17 protein-coding genes are annotated in these 15,557 nt (G+C 75.8%); 8 read left to right on the plus strand and 9 right to left on the minus strand.

Annotated features, from left to right (window positions below):
• The first annotated feature begins 6 nt into the window (after positions 1 to 6).
• Positions 7 to 633 (plus strand): class I SAM-dependent methyltransferase, encoded by a 627-nt coding sequence (locus ACYVOF_RS01375; protein WP_460863588.1) that lies wholly within the window; start codon positions 7 to 9, stop codon positions 631 to 633.
• Here ACYVOF_RS01375 and ACYVOF_RS01380 read toward each other — a convergent pair.
• From ACYVOF_RS01380 to ACYVOF_RS01420, 9 genes are all read right to left on the minus strand, one after another.
• The gene (locus ACYVOF_RS01380; protein WP_460863590.1) at positions 620 to 1,480 is read right to left on the minus strand and encodes an MOSC domain-containing protein; all 861 of its coding nucleotides are present in this window, start codon (positions 1,478 to 1,480) and stop codon (positions 620 to 622) included. The two genes, ACYVOF_RS01375 and ACYVOF_RS01380, sit on opposite strands and share 14 nt — an antisense overlap.
• The gene (locus ACYVOF_RS01385; RefSeq protein ID WP_460863592.1) at positions 1,477 to 2,109 is read right to left on the minus strand and encodes a pyridoxamine 5'-phosphate oxidase family protein; all 633 of its coding nucleotides are present in this window, start codon (positions 2,107 to 2,109) and stop codon (positions 1,477 to 1,479) included. Before ACYVOF_RS01385 ends, ACYVOF_RS01380 begins: the two co-directional genes overlap by 4 nt.
• A 49-nt stretch (positions 2,110 to 2,158) precedes the next feature.
• Positions 2,159 to 3,463, minus strand: coding sequence for an HNH endonuclease signature motif containing protein (locus tag ACYVOF_RS01390; RefSeq protein WP_460863593.1), 1,305 nt, complete (start codon positions 3,461 to 3,463; stop codon positions 2,159 to 2,161).
• 67 nt (positions 3,464 to 3,530) lie between these two features.
• A complete protein-coding gene (locus ACYVOF_RS01395; protein ID WP_460863595.1) occupies positions 3,531 to 4,190 on the minus strand; it encodes a dimethylsulfonioproprionate lyase family protein in 660 nt (219 codons plus the stop codon).
• A gap of 77 nt (positions 4,191 to 4,267) precedes the next feature.
• Entirely contained in the window at positions 4,268 to 5,149 is an 882-nt protein-coding gene (locus tag ACYVOF_RS01400) for a ribokinase (protein WP_460863597.1), read from the minus strand.
• Positions 5,146 to 6,102 carry a uridine-preferring nucleoside hydrolase UriH gene (gene uriH, locus ACYVOF_RS01405; RefSeq protein WP_460863599.1) on the minus strand — a complete coding sequence of 319 codons (957 nt, stop codon included), beginning with the start codon at positions 6,100 to 6,102 and terminating at the stop codon, positions 5,146 to 5,148. The genes ACYVOF_RS01400 and uriH overlap by 4 nt, the downstream gene beginning before the upstream one ends.
• Positions 6,099 to 8,240 carry a hypothetical protein gene (locus tag ACYVOF_RS01410; RefSeq protein ID WP_460863600.1) on the minus strand — a complete coding sequence of 714 codons (2,142 nt, stop codon included), beginning with the start codon at positions 8,238 to 8,240 and terminating at the stop codon, positions 6,099 to 6,101. The genes uriH and ACYVOF_RS01410 overlap by 4 nt, the downstream gene beginning before the upstream one ends.
• Entirely contained in the window at positions 8,237 to 8,935 is a 699-nt protein-coding gene (locus ACYVOF_RS01415; RefSeq protein ID WP_460863602.1) for an NUDIX hydrolase, read from the minus strand. The genes ACYVOF_RS01410 and ACYVOF_RS01415 overlap by 4 nt, the downstream gene beginning before the upstream one ends.
• A 40-nt stretch (positions 8,936 to 8,975) precedes the next feature.
• A complete protein-coding gene (locus ACYVOF_RS01420) occupies positions 8,976 to 9,509 on the minus strand; it encodes an LppP/LprE family lipoprotein (RefSeq protein WP_460863604.1) in 534 nt (177 codons plus the stop codon).
• A gap of 107 nt (positions 9,510 to 9,616) precedes the next feature.
• Here ACYVOF_RS01420 and ACYVOF_RS01425 point away from each other — a divergent pair, with 107 nt between their 5' ends.
• The 7 genes from ACYVOF_RS01425 (at position 9,617) to ACYVOF_RS01455 (ending at position 15,524) form a co-directional block, all read left to right on the plus strand.
• Complete coding sequence (locus ACYVOF_RS01425) at positions 9,617 to 10,447, plus strand: DUF1206 domain-containing protein (RefSeq protein ID WP_460863605.1); 831 nt, start codon at positions 9,617 to 9,619, stop codon at positions 10,445 to 10,447.
• A gap of 37 nt (positions 10,448 to 10,484) precedes the next feature.
• On the plus strand, positions 10,485 to 11,288 hold the full coding sequence (locus ACYVOF_RS01430; protein WP_460863607.1) for an Fpg/Nei family DNA glycosylase: 804 nt from the start codon (positions 10,485 to 10,487) through the stop codon (positions 11,286 to 11,288).
• A gap of 47 nt (positions 11,289 to 11,335) precedes the next feature.
• Positions 11,336 to 11,965, plus strand: a complete 630-nt coding sequence (locus ACYVOF_RS01435) for a TetR/AcrR family transcriptional regulator (protein ID WP_460863608.1) — start codon at positions 11,336 to 11,338, stop codon at positions 11,963 to 11,965.
• A gap of 70 nt (positions 11,966 to 12,035) precedes the next feature.
• Positions 12,036 to 13,487, plus strand: coding sequence for a flavin-containing monooxygenase (locus tag ACYVOF_RS01440; protein ID WP_460863610.1), 1,452 nt, complete (start codon positions 12,036 to 12,038; stop codon positions 13,485 to 13,487).
• Between the two features lie 13 nt (positions 13,488 to 13,500).
• Entirely contained in the window at positions 13,501 to 14,310 is an 810-nt protein-coding gene (locus ACYVOF_RS01445) for an SDR family NAD(P)-dependent oxidoreductase (protein ID WP_460863611.1), read from the plus strand.
• 153 nt (positions 14,311 to 14,463) lie between these two features.
• Positions 14,464 to 15,015 carry a hypothetical protein gene (locus tag ACYVOF_RS01450; RefSeq protein ID WP_460863613.1) on the plus strand — a complete coding sequence of 184 codons (552 nt, stop codon included), beginning with the start codon at positions 14,464 to 14,466 and terminating at the stop codon, positions 15,013 to 15,015.
• A complete protein-coding gene (locus ACYVOF_RS01455; RefSeq protein WP_460863614.1) occupies positions 15,012 to 15,524 on the plus strand; it encodes an O-acetyl-ADP-ribose deacetylase in 513 nt (170 codons plus the stop codon). Before ACYVOF_RS01450 ends, ACYVOF_RS01455 begins: the two co-directional genes overlap by 4 nt.
• The last annotated feature ends 33 nt before the right edge of the window (positions 15,525 to 15,557 follow it).

Below are 15,557 nucleotides of genomic sequence, written 5' to 3' on the forward strand. Positions count from 1 at the left end.
GGTGCGGTGAGCACCCCCGACTTCCCGCCCGGCTTCTTCGACCGCGCCGACCCGAGCCCGGACGACGAGTTCTACGTCCCGGTGCGGCTGGTCACCCACATCGACGACGACGCGATCGCCGCCGTGACCGCGCTGTACCGCGAGCTGGGCATCGGGGCCGGCTCCCGGGTGCTGGACCTGTGCTCGTCGTGGGTGTCGCACCTGCCCGAGCCGCCCGCGTCGCTGGTGGCGATGGGGATGAACCGGGCCGAGCTCGACGTCAACCCCGACGCGACGCAGCGGATCGTGAAGGACCTCAACGTCGACCCCACCCTGCCGCTGCCGGACGCCTCCGTCGACGCGGTGACCTGCGTGGTGTCGATCGACTACCTGGTGCACCCGGTGGCGGTGCTCGCCGAGGCCGCGCGGGTGCTGGTGCCCGGCGGGGTGGTGGCGCTGACGTTCTCCAACCGGTGCTTCCCGACCAAGGCGGTGCGGGGCTGGCTGGAGGCCGACGAGCCGGGCCGGGCGGAGATCGTGGTGCGCTACCTGGCCGCGGCGGGCGGGTTCGACGAGCCCCGGGTGGAGCTGCGGACGCCGCGCGGGCACCGCGGTGACCCGCTGTGGGCGGTGACGGCACTCAGGCAGGGGTGATCGGGCTCCCCACGTGGACCTCGCCGTCGGTGAGGACGTCGACGCGCAGGCCGCCGCGGTGGATCAGCGGCCGCAGCACGCCCGGGCCGGACAGCCGCTCGAGGCGGGCGCAGGGCTCGCAGCGGCGCACGCCCCGGCAGCGCACCTCGCCGAGCAGGAAGTCCCGGCCGAGCAGCGCGTCGAGGTCGACGCCGCGGGTGAGGACGGTGCGGCGGGTGGCCTCGAAGGTGACCGGGTGCCCGGCCGCGGCCAGCTGCTCCAGCGCCTCCGCGGCCACCAGGGTGAGGTCGTAGCCGGACCGCGGCCCCGAGCGGGGGCCGAAGGTGCCCGTGCCGGCGGCGTAGCGGTCCCCGTCGAGGCCGCGGCCCGCACGGGCGGTGGCGTGGTCGAGGCGCTGCACCGGCTCCCCCGGGCCCGCGGCGACCGCCAGCGCCGCGACGTGCCCGGGCGTCGGGGTGCGGTGGGGACGGTCGAGCCGGGGGTCGAGCGACGCGACGACCCAGGCCCGCACCAGGGCGAGCTCGGCGGTGGCGCGGCCCAGCAGGGTCGGGTCCTGCGGGCTGAGGACCACCCCGGGCGGGGTGCCGAAGGCGAGGACGGCGACGTCGTCGGCCGTCACGGCGATCCACCACCCCGCCCACTGGAACCGGGCCGGGTCCGCGACGGGGACCAGGCCGGAGCCGTGGCCGGCGAGCCAGGTGCGCCAGGTGCCGAGTGCGGTGTCGAGGTCGCCCCCGCCCGGGGGCAGACTCGCCACGGGGACCTCGAGGGCCGACGCGAGGCAGGCGGCGACCCCGCGGACGACGGCCGTGCCCGGGGCGCCTGGGGGCAGGTCGGTGTCGATCACCGGTAGAGCCGGTCGGCGTAGGACGGGCCGTAGTAGGCGTCGAGCTCTTCGAGCGACGTGCCCGTGGTGTCGGACGCGGCGGCGAGCACGGCCTGACGGGGGACGGTGGCGTGCGGGGCCCACGTCTCCGGCTCCCACAGCTCGGAGCGCAGGAACGCCTTGGAGCAGTGGGAGAACACCTCCTCGACCTCGACGACGAGCGCGAACGTGGGTCGGTGGCCCCGGACGACCATCGTGTCCAGGAACGGTGCGTCGCTGACCAGCCGGGCGCGGCCGTTGACGCGCAGGGTGTCGCCGCGGCCCGGGATGAGGAAGAGCAGTGCGACGTGGGGGTTGGTCAGGATGTTGCGGTAGCCGTCGACGCGGCGGTTGCCGGGGCGCTCGGCCAGGGCCAGGGTGCGGTCGTCGAGGACGTGGACGAGCCGGCCCGCGGGGTCGCCCTTGGGGGACGCGTCAACGGTGCCGTCGGCGCCCGCGGTGGCCAGCACGCAGAACGGTGAGGCCGCCAGCCACTGCCGGTCGGTGTCGAGCAGGCTGGAGCGGACCTTGCCGCGGGCGCGCGCGCCGGGCTCACCCCCGACCAGCTCGACGAGGGTCTCGAGGTCGGTGATCTCGGTCCAGCCGCTCATGGGCGGGAGGCTACGAGGGCGCGACGATCCGGCGCACCGGGGTTTCCGCTCAGAACGGCGGGTCGTCGTCGCCGGTGTCGTGGATGGGGGGTGGTCTGGTGGTGTGGGTGGTGCCGGTGGGGCTGGTCCACTCCAGGACGGCGTCGCCGAGGTGGTGGTAGGTCCAGACGCGGAGGGTCTTGGCGCGGTGGTGGTGGCGGCAGAGCGCGAACAGGTTGTCCCACACGGTCAGCCCGCCGCGGGTGGGGTCGTCGTGGCGGAACGGGACGAGGTGGTCGAGGTCGGCCTGGGTGGCACGGCGCCGGCAGCCGGGGAAACGGCAGGTGCGGTCGCGAAGTCGCAGGGTGCGGGCGAGGGCGGCGCCGGGGGTGTAGCGGTAGGCAGTGGGGTCGACGAGGTGAGTGGCGGTCAGGGCGCCGTTGACGAGGGTGGCGGCGCGGACGGTCTCGGCGGCGGCGGCCAGCACCGCGGCGAGGGTGGGGTCGATGGGCCCGTGCCCGATCAGCTCTGCGGCCGCGATGCCCGTGCCGGTGCCGGTGCCGGTGCCCGCGCTGGTGCTGGTGTCGGCGGGGGCGACGATGAGCTCGACCCGGGGCAGGGGGAGCACCGCCTCGCGGTGACAGCCGCCGCACCCGCAGCCCATCTCGGTGCCGTAGACCAGGGAGATCAGGCCGTCGGCGCGTTGCTGGGCGCGGGTGCGCGGGTCGGCGGGGCACATCGTGTCGGCGAGCTGGTCCAGGCGCCGGTCCAGGACCAGCGCCTCGTGTCCCCGCAGCCGTCCCCACAGGGTGGCGGTGCCGTCCGGGCGGGGGGTCACGTGGACCTGCCGGTCGAGCTCGGCGACCTTCCGCCGGCGCGTCGCCGCGGCGGGGTCGAGGCGGGCCACGATGCGACCCACCCGGGCCCCGAGCCCGGCCCCGTGGGCGATCCGGGCGGCGGCGGCGGCCGCCTCGTCGACCTGCCCCATCAGGTCGGGATGGACCTCGGTGGTGGCCTCGACTACGACCCGCACCCGGGCCAGGTCGACCTCCCCCGCGGCGAACGCCGCCGACAACGCCGGCCGGTGCTCCAGCGCGTCCCCCAGCTCCTGCAGCAGACCCGCCGCCACCACCGACACCCCCAGGGCGACGGCGACCTCGGAGCGGGCGAACTCCCCGGCCTCGAACCGCGCCCGCGCCGCGGTCACCTCCGACACCGTCGGGTCGGCGTCGTCGAGCTCCTCCCGCAGCCGGCAGAACGCCGACACCGCCACCACCTGCGCGTGCTGCGCGCGGGCGATGTCGCGGTGCAGCGCAGCCGCCGCGGACAGCAGACCCGCCGCCTGCGCCTGCCCCGCCTCGATGATGTCGAACACGTGTTCGATGCTATCCACGGGGACCGACAAGAACCGACGCCCGGACGGCCCCGGGCTGCCGCCGTGCTCAGGCGGGCCTGACGCGCCGCCGGGAGAAGGTCATGCCCGGGGCGCTCAGCCGCTCCGGCGGGCCGAGCCAGGGGTAGGCGAGCAGGCACGGCTCGAAGTCCCCGGTGGTGATGCGGTGCTCGTGGTGCGCCCGGTTGAGGATGAGCGAGCCGGGCGCGTGCACGGCCTCGTCGTTCTCCGACCACGCCCCCGCGATGGCGACGTAGCTCTCCTCGATGTCGCGGTGGTGGTGCTGCGGGTAGGTGGTGCGCGGGGCGAACAGCACGAGGCCGAGGATGATGTCCGGGGACACCACGGGTCCTGCGGGACCGACGATCTCGCAGTACGCGTACTTCTTGGCCAACGACGGCCGCACCTTCTCGTACCCCCACTCCCACGTCAGCTGGTCGGCCACCCGCTCGATGCTGCGGCTCAGCCCCGGCAGGGCGCCGCGCGCGCCCACGTCGAGCGCCCGCGGCAGGTGGTGGACCACCGGCTTGTCGGAGGGCTCGCGCGGGACGACCGTGGGGTTGGCCTCGACCACGTCGGAGATCGTCTCCCGCACCAGGCGCAGGTGCCGGCGGATGACGGCGCTGCCCCCCGCCGAGCCGGTGCGGTACAGCGAGTCGAAGTCGCGGACCAGGTAGAGGAACCGGGGCGAGTCCTGCAGGCGTGCCACGAGAGGTCTCCTCCACGAGCCGGGGTGCGTGCGTGCGGGGACAGGATGACGCGCACGCCTCCTGCTCGCCGGGTGGCTCAGCCGCGCAGTCGCGCGAAGCTGTCGTAGGACGACTGTGCCCCGGCTGCCCCGGCGGCGAGCGACGCCGCGCGGCAGGCGGTCCGGGACCCGTCGAGCACGTCGTCACCCGCGGCCAGGCGCGCGGCCAGCACCCCGAGGAACGCGTCGCCGCAGCCCGTGGTGTCGACGACGTCCACGGCCTCGGTGGGCACGGCGGTGACCTCGTCGGCCAGCACCACCGCGCCGTCGCCGCCCAGGGTGACCACGGTGGTCGCGACCCCGCTCGCCCGCGCGGCGTCCCGCACGCCGGCCCAGTCGCCGCCGCCCAGCAGCTGCTCGGCCTCGCCGGCGTTGCACACCAGCACGTCGGCCAGCTCGAGCAGCCCGTCGGGCAGCCCGTCCGGCGGCGACGGGTTCAGCAGCACCCGGGCGCCCACGTCCCGCGCGGCCCGGGCCGCGGCGAGCACGACCTCTGCGGGCACCTCGAGGCACAGGCACAGCACGTCGTCGGCGGTCAGGCCGGCGTCACTCACGTGCTCGGGGGTCAGCCGACCGTTGGCCGCGGGGGAGACGACGATGGTGTTCTCACCGGCGTCGTCGACCACGATGACCGCAGTGCCCGTGGCGGTCCCGGCCAGCCGGACCACGCCGGTGACGTCCACACCGGACTCCCGGGCGCGGTCGAGGAGCAGTGCCGCGTGCTCGTCGTCGCCGACCGCGCCCACCAGGCAAACCGTCGCCCCCAGCACCGCGGCGGCCACCGCCTGATTGGCGCTCTTGCCGCCCGGGGCCACCACCAGCTCCGAGCCCGTCAGGGTCTCGCCGGGCCGCGGCAGCCGGGCGACCCGCACGGTGAGGTCGGCGTTGAGCGAGCCGACCACCACGACCCGGCCGGTCACGCCCCGCCCTCGCCGATCCGCTCCAGCGCGTCGACCACGAGGTCCCAGAAGCGGTCCCGGTCCAGGTCGACCGCGACCGAGGTGGTGCACCCCTCGGGTGCCGGGCCGCGCAGGTCGACCACGGTCGCCCCGCGGGTCAGCTCCCCGGTCAGCTCGACGTCGACGGGGGCGCGCCGGGTGGTGACGACGGTGGGGTCTATGACGCGGGCGACCGCGCACGGGTCGTGCACCGGGGGCGCGCCGAGGCCCTGCGAGGCCCGGTAGGCGTCGCCGTAGAACCCGAGCAGCGCGTCGACGAAGCGGGCGGGTGCGGTGCCGACGTCCCGGATGCGGGCGGTGACCTCCGGGGTGGCCAGCGCCTGGTGGGTGAGGTCCAGGCCCACCATGGTCAGCGGCCACGGCTCGCGGAACACGATGCGCGCGGCCTCCGGGTCGCTGATGATGTTGAACTCCGCACTGGCCGTGACGTTCCCGCGCCGCACGCCGCCGCCCATGAGCACCACCTCGGCCACCCGGTCGACGATGCGCGGCTCCCTGCGGGCGGCCATCGCCACGTTGGTCAGCGTCGCCGTGGGCACGAGCGTCACCGTGCCCGGCTCGTGGCTCATCACCGTCTCGATGATGAGGTCGACGCCGTGGCGGGGGTCCAGCGGCACCGTCGGCTCGGGCAGCGCGACCCCACCGAGGCCCGACTCGCCGTGGATGTGGCCGGCGGCGCGGGTGGGCTCGAGCAGCGGCCGGGCGCACCCCGCCGCGATCGGCACGTCGTGCATCCCGATGACCGTGGCCACCGCGCGGGCGTTGCGGGTCACCTTCTCCAGCGACTGGTTGCCGACGACGGTGGTGACGGCGAGCAGCTCGACGGCGGGGCTGCCGTGGGCGAGGACGAGGGCGACCGCGTCGTCGTGGCCAGGGTCGCAGTCGATGATGATCTTGCGCGGGGACACGGTCACTCGTCGTCCTCGGGGTCTTGGTCGGGGTCGACCGGGATGCCCTGCCAGGTGCCGTCGACGTCGGTGCCGGTGGTGGCGGTGGACTGCGCGAGCCGCAGCAGCCCCGTCCCCGCCCAGCCCGCCGCGAGACCGTGGCGGGTGGTCAGGTGCGCGACGAGCGTCGCCGGCAGCAGGGGGGTCGGCGCCGCGGCCTCCGGGGCCCCGACGACGACCGCGTGGCGCACCCGGCGCAGCAGGGCCGCGGCGGTGGCGGCGTCGACCGTCTCCGCGCCGGTGAGGGCGAGCCACCCGACGGTGTCGACCGGCGCCCCGGCCAGCAGCCGCACGGCGTCGTCCGGGTCCACCTGCAGCACCGGGTGCACCAGCCCCAGGGCCTGCCAGAAGCCCGCGTCGCGCGGCACGTCCCCGAGCAGCCGGGGCCGCAGCCGGGGCAGCAGGACGCGCACGGCCACGTCGGTAAGCCGCTGCGCCGCAGCCGCGAGGGCCACCCGCAGCTCCTGCAGCTCGTCGTCCACCCACGCGGTGCCGGCCCGGCGCACGGCGTCGTCCCGGGCCCACCAGCCCTCGTCGACCACCGTCGGGTCGTCCGCGCGGGTCCGCCCGCGCACCGCCGCGGCGGCCTCCCTGGCCTCCCGGGCGGCCTGCTCGGCGGCGACCCGCACCGCCACCCGCTGCTGCACGGTCACCCGGGCTGCGGTGTGGGCGGTGCGCGCCTCGTCCCGGGCGCGGTGGGCGTCGGCGAGCGCGGCCTCGGTCTCCACTCCCCGTGCCGCCCAGGCCCGTCGACGGCCCAGCGCGCGGCGCGGCGGTTCCCCCGTCGTGGCCTCGTCCCGGGCGGTCCGGGCCGCGGCCAGGGCCTCCCCGGTCTCGGACTCGGCCAGCTCGGCGGCGAGCACGGCCTGCTGCGCTGCGCCGACCTCCTCCCGCGCCCGGCCCAGGGCGGTGTCGGCCGCTGCGGCGTCGGCCTCCCGGTCGGCCAGCTCCCACCGGGCGCCCGTCGCGTCGGCCCGCACCCGCAGCGCGTCGGCGACCGCCTGCTCGGCCAGGGCGAAGGTGTGCCGGCGCCGACCCCACTCACCCGGGGTGACGGCGGCACGGTCCAGCCCGCCGCCGGCGCGCAGCTCGGCCAGGACGTCGACCAGCCGGGGCACGTCGTCGGGCGCGGGACCGACGAGCACCAGCTCGCGTCCGGCCACCCCGTCGACCACCCCGTCGTCGGTCAGCGCCGCGACCGGGGTGCCGCCGGCGACGAGCGCGTCGGCCCGCTCGAGCGCCAGGCCCGCCACGAGCCCGTCGAGCACCGCGGTCACGCGGCCCGGGTCGCGTCCGGCGACGGTGGTCAGCGGGGCCCGCTCCCGCAGCAGGGCGGTGACGGCCACCTGGACGGGCAACGGGTCGGCGGGGCCCGGCGCGGCGGCGCGGGGCAGGTCGTCGGGGGAGAGCAGGGTCGCGAGCCCGGCCACGGTGCCGACGTCGGTGCGCCGCACCGGCCGGGAGCCGGGCCGCCCCGCCAGCAGGTGGGCGAGGGCGGGGGCGACCCCGTGGTCGACGGCGTCGTACAGCTCGGCCGGCAGCAGCGCCTCCCCGGGCAGCGGTCCGGCGGGGGCCAGCAGGTCGACCGGCGTGCCGGTGGTGCCGCCCGCCTCCCGGTGCTGCACCCGGGGCGCCGCCCGGCCGAGGGCCGCGCAGGTGCCGAGGACGTCGGCTCCGGGCGCGAGCCGGGCGAACACCCGCTGCAGCGTCTCGTCCAGCGCGGCCACCTGGGCCAGGGCCTCGTCGGTGAGCCCGGCGTCCAGCGCCATCCCGGCCGACTTGGCGTAGAGGGCGTGGGCCAGGTCCAGCAGCGGGGTCACCAGCAGGGACCCGGGGACGGGCGCCCCCGCGTCGTCGAGGTCGAAGCACGCGCGCCCCACCCGGCCGGGCCACGGTGCGGCGTCGGTCTCGGGCAGGGCCGCGCGCAGCCAGCCCTGCACCACGGTGGCGGGCAGGCAGGCCAGGTGGACGCGGCCGGGCCCGGTCGGGGCGTCCGGCAGCGGGACGGCCGTGCCGGGCACCGGGACCGGGGCCAGCACGGCCACGTCGGCCCAGGCGCGCAGCACCGCGGCCTCGTGGCGGGAGGCGGGGCGCACGTCGCTCACCGCAGGTCCCCGGGCCGGCCGCCGACGAGGAAGGTGTGCGCACTCGGCGGCAGCAGCGAGCCGGGGCGGCGGCGGAACACCGCGGCCGGTCGGCCGGGGCCGTCGCTGCGCCGCTCCCCGGTGTCGTCGAGGTGGTCGATCATCGTGCGGCGGAACGTGTCCCGCACCAGGGTACGGCCGAAGACCGCCTCGTAGACCTGGCGCAGCTCCAGGACGGTGAACTCCTCGCGCAGCAGCCCGTCGGGGTCGACGGCCCGGCCGTAGCGGGCCCGCAGGTCCGCCACCGCGCGCTCGATGATGGTGGTGTGGTCGTACTGCAGGGCCACGTCGGTGCGGCCCCCGGGCAGCGGCAGCAGCGACGTGCCCGCGGGGACCCGGCCCGCCGGCAGCGCGGCGCCGTGGCCGACGGAGAGCACCCACCCGCGGTCGTCGCGGTCGGGGGCGTCGAACACCTCGAGCTGGTGGACCTCGACGTCGTGCAGCCCGGCCTTGTCGCGCAGCACCCGCGCGGCGGCGTCGGCGAGCCGCTCGCCGGGGTGCAGGAACGTGCCGGGCAGCCGGGTGCCCTGCTCCTCGCGGGTCACCGAGACCACGTGCAGGGTGGACTCCCGGACGGTGAGCACCGCGACGTCCACCGCGACCGAGGGCCGGGGGTAGTCGGCGAGGGTGAGCCCGCTCGAGTCCCGGTACGCCATGGCGGCAGGTTAGCGCGGCGGCAGGCGAAGCCCGGGGAGGTCAGGGTCCGTCGCGCAGCAGCACGACCCGGCTGCCGTCCCAGTGCACGCGCAGCTGGGCGGGGCCGTCCTGGCCGCGGTAGTCGAGCACCACGGTGTCGTCGGTGCTCGCTGCCTCGTCCACCCCGGTGACGTCGTAGACCTGGTTCGCCTCCGGCCCGACGTACTCACCGTCGTGGAACATCAGCGCCGCCGTGGTGGGGGTGCCCGGGCCGCCGGTGGTGGTGACGACCGCGGTGGACAGCGCCGCGCACGGGCGGTAGGTGCCTGCGGTGGGGGTGGCGCTCCAGCGGCCCCCGTCGGCGGGGGCGGGCTGGGCGGCGATGGCGGCGGTGACGGCCGGGGCGGCGAGGTCCACGGCGCACCCGTCGTCCGGCGCGGCTGAGCCGCTGGTGCTCGCGCCCGCCTCGCTGGTGCTCTGCTCGGCGGAGGTGGCTGAGCCCGAGCGCAGCAGCACCACGGCGAGCACCGCGACCGCCGCCAGCACGAGCACGCTGACGGCCACGACCAGCCCCTGACCACCCCTGCGCGCCACGCCCGGAAGATACCGTTCCGTCCGGGTCGCCCGCAGGCACCACCAAGATCAACGACGTGGCAGGGTGGCGGCCCACGGCCCGTCCGGGTCGGCGCTGGGAGGCACCCGTGAGCACAGGATCCAGGGCGAAGCGGCTGGCGGACTCCACCGCGCTGCAGGCGCTGGCCCGCGTCGGCCTGGTGGCCTACGGCATCGTCCACGTGCTCGTGGCCTGGCTCGCCATGCAGCTGGTGCTCAGCGGGGGGTCGGACAGCGCGGCGAGCCAGGCGGGCGCGCTGGAGGAGCTCTCCCAGCAGCCCGGCGGCGGGGTGCTGCTGTGGGTGCTGACGCTCGGCTTCGTGGCGCTGGCCCTGTGGCAGGCCGGTGAGGCGCTGCGCCACGTCGACGGCCTCGGCGGGTCGGGGGAGGACCGCAAGGACTCCGTGCTCGGCGTCGGCGGCGCCGTGGTCAAGGCGGTGGTGTTCCTCGCCCTGGCGGTGACCGCGGGCCGCGCGGCGACGAGCGACGCGTCCGGCTCCGGCTCGCAGGAGGGGCAGACCTCCGGGGTCTTCGCCCTGCCCGGCGGCCGGCTGCTCGTGGGCGTCGCCGCGCTCGTGGTCATCGGGGTCGGCTGCTACCAGGTCCACAAGGCCGTCATGAAGGGCTTCCTCGACGAGGTGGACCTCTCCGACGCCTCCCGGACGCAGCGCGAGGCGGTCTCGACGCTCGGCACCGCCGGGGGCGTCGCGAAGGGGGTCGCCTTCGCCGTCGTGGGGGGGCTGCTCGGCTGGGCGGCGGTCACGTTCGACCCGTCCAAGGCCACCGGGCTCGGCGGGGCGATGGCGACGATCCTCGCTGCGCCGTTCGGCCGCGTGCTGCTGACCCTCGTCGCCCTCGGCTTCCTGGCCTTCGGCGGCTACTGCTTCCTGCGGGCCCGCTTCCCCGACCGCACCAGCTGACCGGGCGCACCGCGGCCCACCCCGCCAGGATGGGCTCGTGCCCGAGCTGCCCGAGGTCGAACGCGCCCGCCAGGTGGTCGAGGAGGCGCTGGACCGCACCATCACCGCGATCGACGACACCGACACCTACGAGTGCCGGCCGCACGCGCCCGGCGACATCGCCGACGCCCTGGTCGGTGGCCGGCTGACCGTCGCCCACCGCCGCGGCAAGACCATGTGGTGCGACACCGTGCTCGACGACGGCTCCGACGGCCCGACCCTGGGCATCCACCTCGGCATGGGCGGGCGCGTCGTGGTCACCGACGGCCGCAGCGAGGACACCGCCCCCGGTGCGCGCGAGGCGGACAAGCCGGAGTGGACACGGTTCCGGATGAGCTTCGACGACGGCGGCGAGCTGCGGCTGTTCGACAAGCGCCGGCTCGGCCGGGTGCGCCTGGAGCCCGACGTCGACGCGCTGGGCCCCGACGCCGCCGAGATCGGCCGTGACGACTTCCGGGAGCGGGTGGGCCGGTCCAAGGCCCCGCTCAAGGCGCGGCTGCTCGACCAGTCCGTGCTCGCCGGGGTGGGCAACCTGCTGGCCGACGAGACGCTGTGGCAGGCCAAGCTGGACCCGGCGCGGCGGGCCAACACCCTGAGCGACGACGAGCTCGACGAGCTGCGCCGGGTGCTGCGCCGCGCCACCCGGGCCGCGATCCGCCACGGCGGGGTGCACACCGGGGAGGTCATCTCCTCCCGGCACGCCGACGCCGAGTGCCCGCGCTGCGGTGCGCCCATGAGCCGCTCGACCGTCGGCGGCCGCACCACCTGGTGGTGCAGCCGGGAGCAGGCCCCCCGTGCGTGATTACTGCACCCAGGACGCGAGGTTTCGCTCACAGGTCTAATGGGGGCGTGACGGCAGGGCGGTCCTACGGCGGCGAGGCGCCCGACGACCGGGTGGCCCGCCGCCGCCGCCAGCTCCTCGACGCCGGCCTTGAGGTCGTCGGGACCGTCGGCTACCGGGCGGCGACCGTGCGCGGCATCTGCCGGGCGGCGAGGGTCACCGACCGCTACTTCTACGAGAGCTTCCCCACGACCGAGGACCTGCTGCTCGCCGTGTACGCCGAGTGCCTGGAGCGGCTGCGCGCGGGCGTCTCCGCGGGGCTGGCCGCGGCCGGCCCGGGCGCGGACGTGCCCACCGCCGCCCGCGCCGGCGTGGCCGGGTTCTTCGCCGAGGTCGCCGACCCGCGGCTGGCCCGCGTCGTGTGGCTCGAGGTGCTCGGCGTCAGCCCCCGGGTCGACGCGGCCTACGCCGCCGCGCAGCGCGAGTTCGCCGCCCTCATGACCGGGGTGCTGCGCGCGGCCGCCCCCGCCGGCGACCTCGGCGTGGTCGACGAGGAGCTGCTGGGCCTCGCAGCGGTGGGGGGCATCAACCAGGTCGCCACCGTGTGGCTGCTCGAGGGCTACCGCCGTCCGCCCGAGCACGTGGTCGACGCGGCCACGCAGTTCCTCGTCGGGGTGGGCCGGGCCGTCCTGGGATGAGCTGCGGTGGACACACGTGCTCCGGGGTCGCATCATTGGGCATCGAACGTCGTCAGATCGGAGCAGCGCGTTGAGCAGGCACACCGTGGTGGTCATCGGCAGCGGCTTCGGCGGGCAGGCGGCCGCGACCACGCTGCTGCGCCAGGGCGTCGAGGACCTCGTCATCCTCGAGCGGCGCGACTTCCTCGGCGGCACCTGGTGCCAGAACAGCTACCCCGGGGCCGCGGTGGACGTGCAGTCCCCGCTCTACTCGCTGTCCTTCGAGCCCTACCCGTGGACGCAGATGTTCGCCGGGCAGGCCGAGCTCGAGGAGTACACGAACCACGTGCTGGACAAGCACGGCCTGCGTGAGCGCACCCGGCTCGGCGCCGAGGTGACCGGCCTGCGGTGGACCGGGGACGAGTGGGAGGTCAGCACCGCGGCCGCCGGCACGTTCCACGCCCAGTTCGTCGTCAACGCCTCCGGCCCGCTCAGCACCCCCGTCGTGCCGCCCTTCCCGGGCCGGGACACGTTCGCCGGGGCGCAGTTCCACACCAACGACTGGGACCACTCGGTGGACGTCACCGGTAAGCGGGTCGCCATCGTCGGCAGCGGGGCCAGCGCCGCCCAGGTCATCCCCGCCATCACCGCCGACGTGGGGGAGCTGCACGTGTTCCAGCGCTCCCCGCACTGGGTGATGCCGCGACCGGACCGGGTCTTCACCCCGCTGCAGCGCCGCTTGATGCGGTCCCCGTGGGTGCACAAGGCCGTCCGCACGGCCATCTACTGGAGCCTCGAGACCCGCATCGTCGGGTTCAAGTACTCCCACCGCGCCCTCGACCTGCTCGCCGCCCGCCGCGCCCGGAAGCTGCTCGCCGAGCAGGTGCCCGACCCACAGCTGCGCGCCACGCTCACCCCGGACTACACCATCGGCTGCAAGCGGATCATCCTGTCCAACACGCTGTACCCCGCGCTGAGCGAGCCGCACGTCACCGTGCACGACAAGGGATCCAGCATCGCCGAGGTCACCCCGGAGGGCATCACCACCACCGACGGGCAGCAGCTCGACCTCGACCTCATCGTGTGGTCCACCGGCTACGACGCGACCGACGGCGTCATCCCCTACCCCGTCACGGGCCGCGACGGGGTCACGCTGGCGGATCGGTGGTCGGAGTACCCGCGGGCCTACCTCGGCACCACCGTGCCCGGCTTCCCCAACCTGTTCCTGGTCACCGGGCCCAACACCGGGATCGGGCACACCTCGGCCATCTTCGTCATCGAGGCGCAGATGGAGTACATCGCCCGCGCCGTCGCCCGGGTGCGGCAGTCCGGCGCCGCGACCATCGAGGTGAGCGAGGCTGCCGAGCAGGCGTACACCACCGACATCCACGCCGAGATGGAGCGCACGGTGTGGAAGTCCGGCGGGTGCACCAGCTGGTACCAGTCCCGCGACGGGCACGTCGTGGCCATGTTCCCCGGCTTCAGCTTCACCTTTCGGCGCAAGGCCAAGAACTTCACCCCCGAGCACCACCTGGTGTCCTGAGAGGAGCCCCACCGTGAAGACGTACCGCGACAAGGTCGTCGTCATCACCGGCGCCGGGTCCGGCATGGGCCGGGCGTACGCGCTCGAGCTCGCCGGCCGCGGCGCCGTCCTGGCGCTGTCCGACGTGGACACCGACGGTCTCGCCGGGACCGAGCGGCTGCTGCCCGCGGGCACCCGGTCGATCACCGGGACCTACGACGTGTCCGACCGCGCCGCGACCGACGCCTTCGCCACCCGGGTGCGGGCCGAGCTGGGCGGGGCGCACGTCGTCATCAACAACGCCGGGGTGGAGGGCAGCGGATCGCCCGCCTGGGCCACCACCGAGGACGAGTACGAGCGCATCATGGCCGTCAACTTCGGCGGGGTGCGCCACGGGACGCTGGCGTTCCTGCCCCAGCTCGTCGCCCGGGGCGAGGGTGCGATCGTCAACGTGTCCAGCATCTTCGGCCTGGCCGGCGCGCCGAACCACACCGACTACTGCGCCAGCAAGTTCGCGGTGCGCGGGTTCTCCGAGGCGCTCGCCGCCGAGCTGGTGACGAGCCCGATCAGCGTGCACGTGGTCCACCCGGGCGGCATCAACACCAACATCGCCCGCAAGGCCGGCAGCCAGGACTTCGCCGGCAAGTACTTCGGCACCCAGCCCGAGGAGATCGCCACCGTCGTCGCGGACGCGGTGCTCAATGGCCGGGGCCGCATCGTGTTCGGCCAGGGCTCGCGCAAGACGTGGCTGGGCGCCCGGGTGCTGCCGCTGGAGTGGATGGCCCGCGCGGTGTGGCGGGACATGAGCCGGGTCATCAGCCGCAAGGACTACCCCGTCCGCTAGCGCTGTGTGTGATTACTGCACCCAGGAGGCGAGGTTCCGTTCACAGCTTTCGTGAAAACACCCGCTCGGGCGTCCCACGGGCCACCATGGTCGCGTGCTCGACGTGACCTCCCCGCCGGCCGAGGTGGCGTGCGCGGCCACCGGGGAGGTCACGTGACCGACCAGCGGGCAGATCCGACCGTGCTCGTCCCGGCCGCGTCGGACGGGACGCGACGCCGCGTCGACCTCGGCCCCGTGGGGGTCTGCAGCGTGCACGGCGAGACGGCTGTGGTGCGGTGGGACAAGGACGTGCTCGGCCACCCGAGGTCCCGGTGGAGCATCGTCGGCATGACACCGCTGACCCTGTGGCGTCACTACGGTGACTACGTCGCGTCGACCGTGCACATCGCGACCGTCGGGTGGCCGCTGTGCGAGACGTGCGCCGCACGGGTCCGCCGCAGGGTGGCTGTGGTCCGGTCGGCGCTGGGGGTGGGCGCAGTGTCGGTCGTCGTCGCCCTGGTCCTCGCGGTCGCAGCTGGCTCGAGCCCGTGGCTGATGATCCCCTTCCTCGGCGGGGCGGGCCTGCTGGTGGCGTCGCTGTTCCTCGCCGGACGGGTGTCGATGCGGTCGATCACCGGGGCCCACGCCGCGCTAGACGGGTCCGCGGTGGTAGTCGACGACCCGCACCCCGCCTTCCGCGCCGCTGTGGCAGCGTCGTTCCCGTGACCGAGCCACGGGTCGTCACCGGCGACATCACCACGTTCGACGTCGACGTGGTCGTCAACGCCGCGAACTCGCGGTTGCTCGGCGGTGGCGGGGTCGACGGGGCGATCCACCGGGCGGGCGGGCCGGAGGTCCTCGCCGAGTGCCGTCGGCTGCGGGAGACCACGCTGCCCGACGGCCTGCCCGCCGGGGACGCGGTCGCCACCACCGCCGGCCGCCTGCCCGCCCGCTGGGTCGTCCACACCGTGGGCCCGGTGCACTCCCGCAACGAGGACCGCTCGGCCACGCTGCGCTCCTGCTACACCCGCAGCCTCGAGGTGGCCGCCGGGCTGGGCGCGCGCTCCGTCGCGTTCCCGCTGGTCTCGGCCGGGGTCTACGGCTGGCCGCTCGACGACGCGGTGCACCAGGCCGTCACCGCGATCCGCGCGTCCGACGCCGGGATCGACGACGTGGTGCTGGTGGCGTTCGGGGCCGACGCGGAGCGGGCACTGCACGCGGCGCTCCCCGGCTGACCGCGTGGCAGGGTGGGGTGGTCCCCGCCACAG

The organism is Rhodococcus aerolatus (assembly GCF_054783215.1).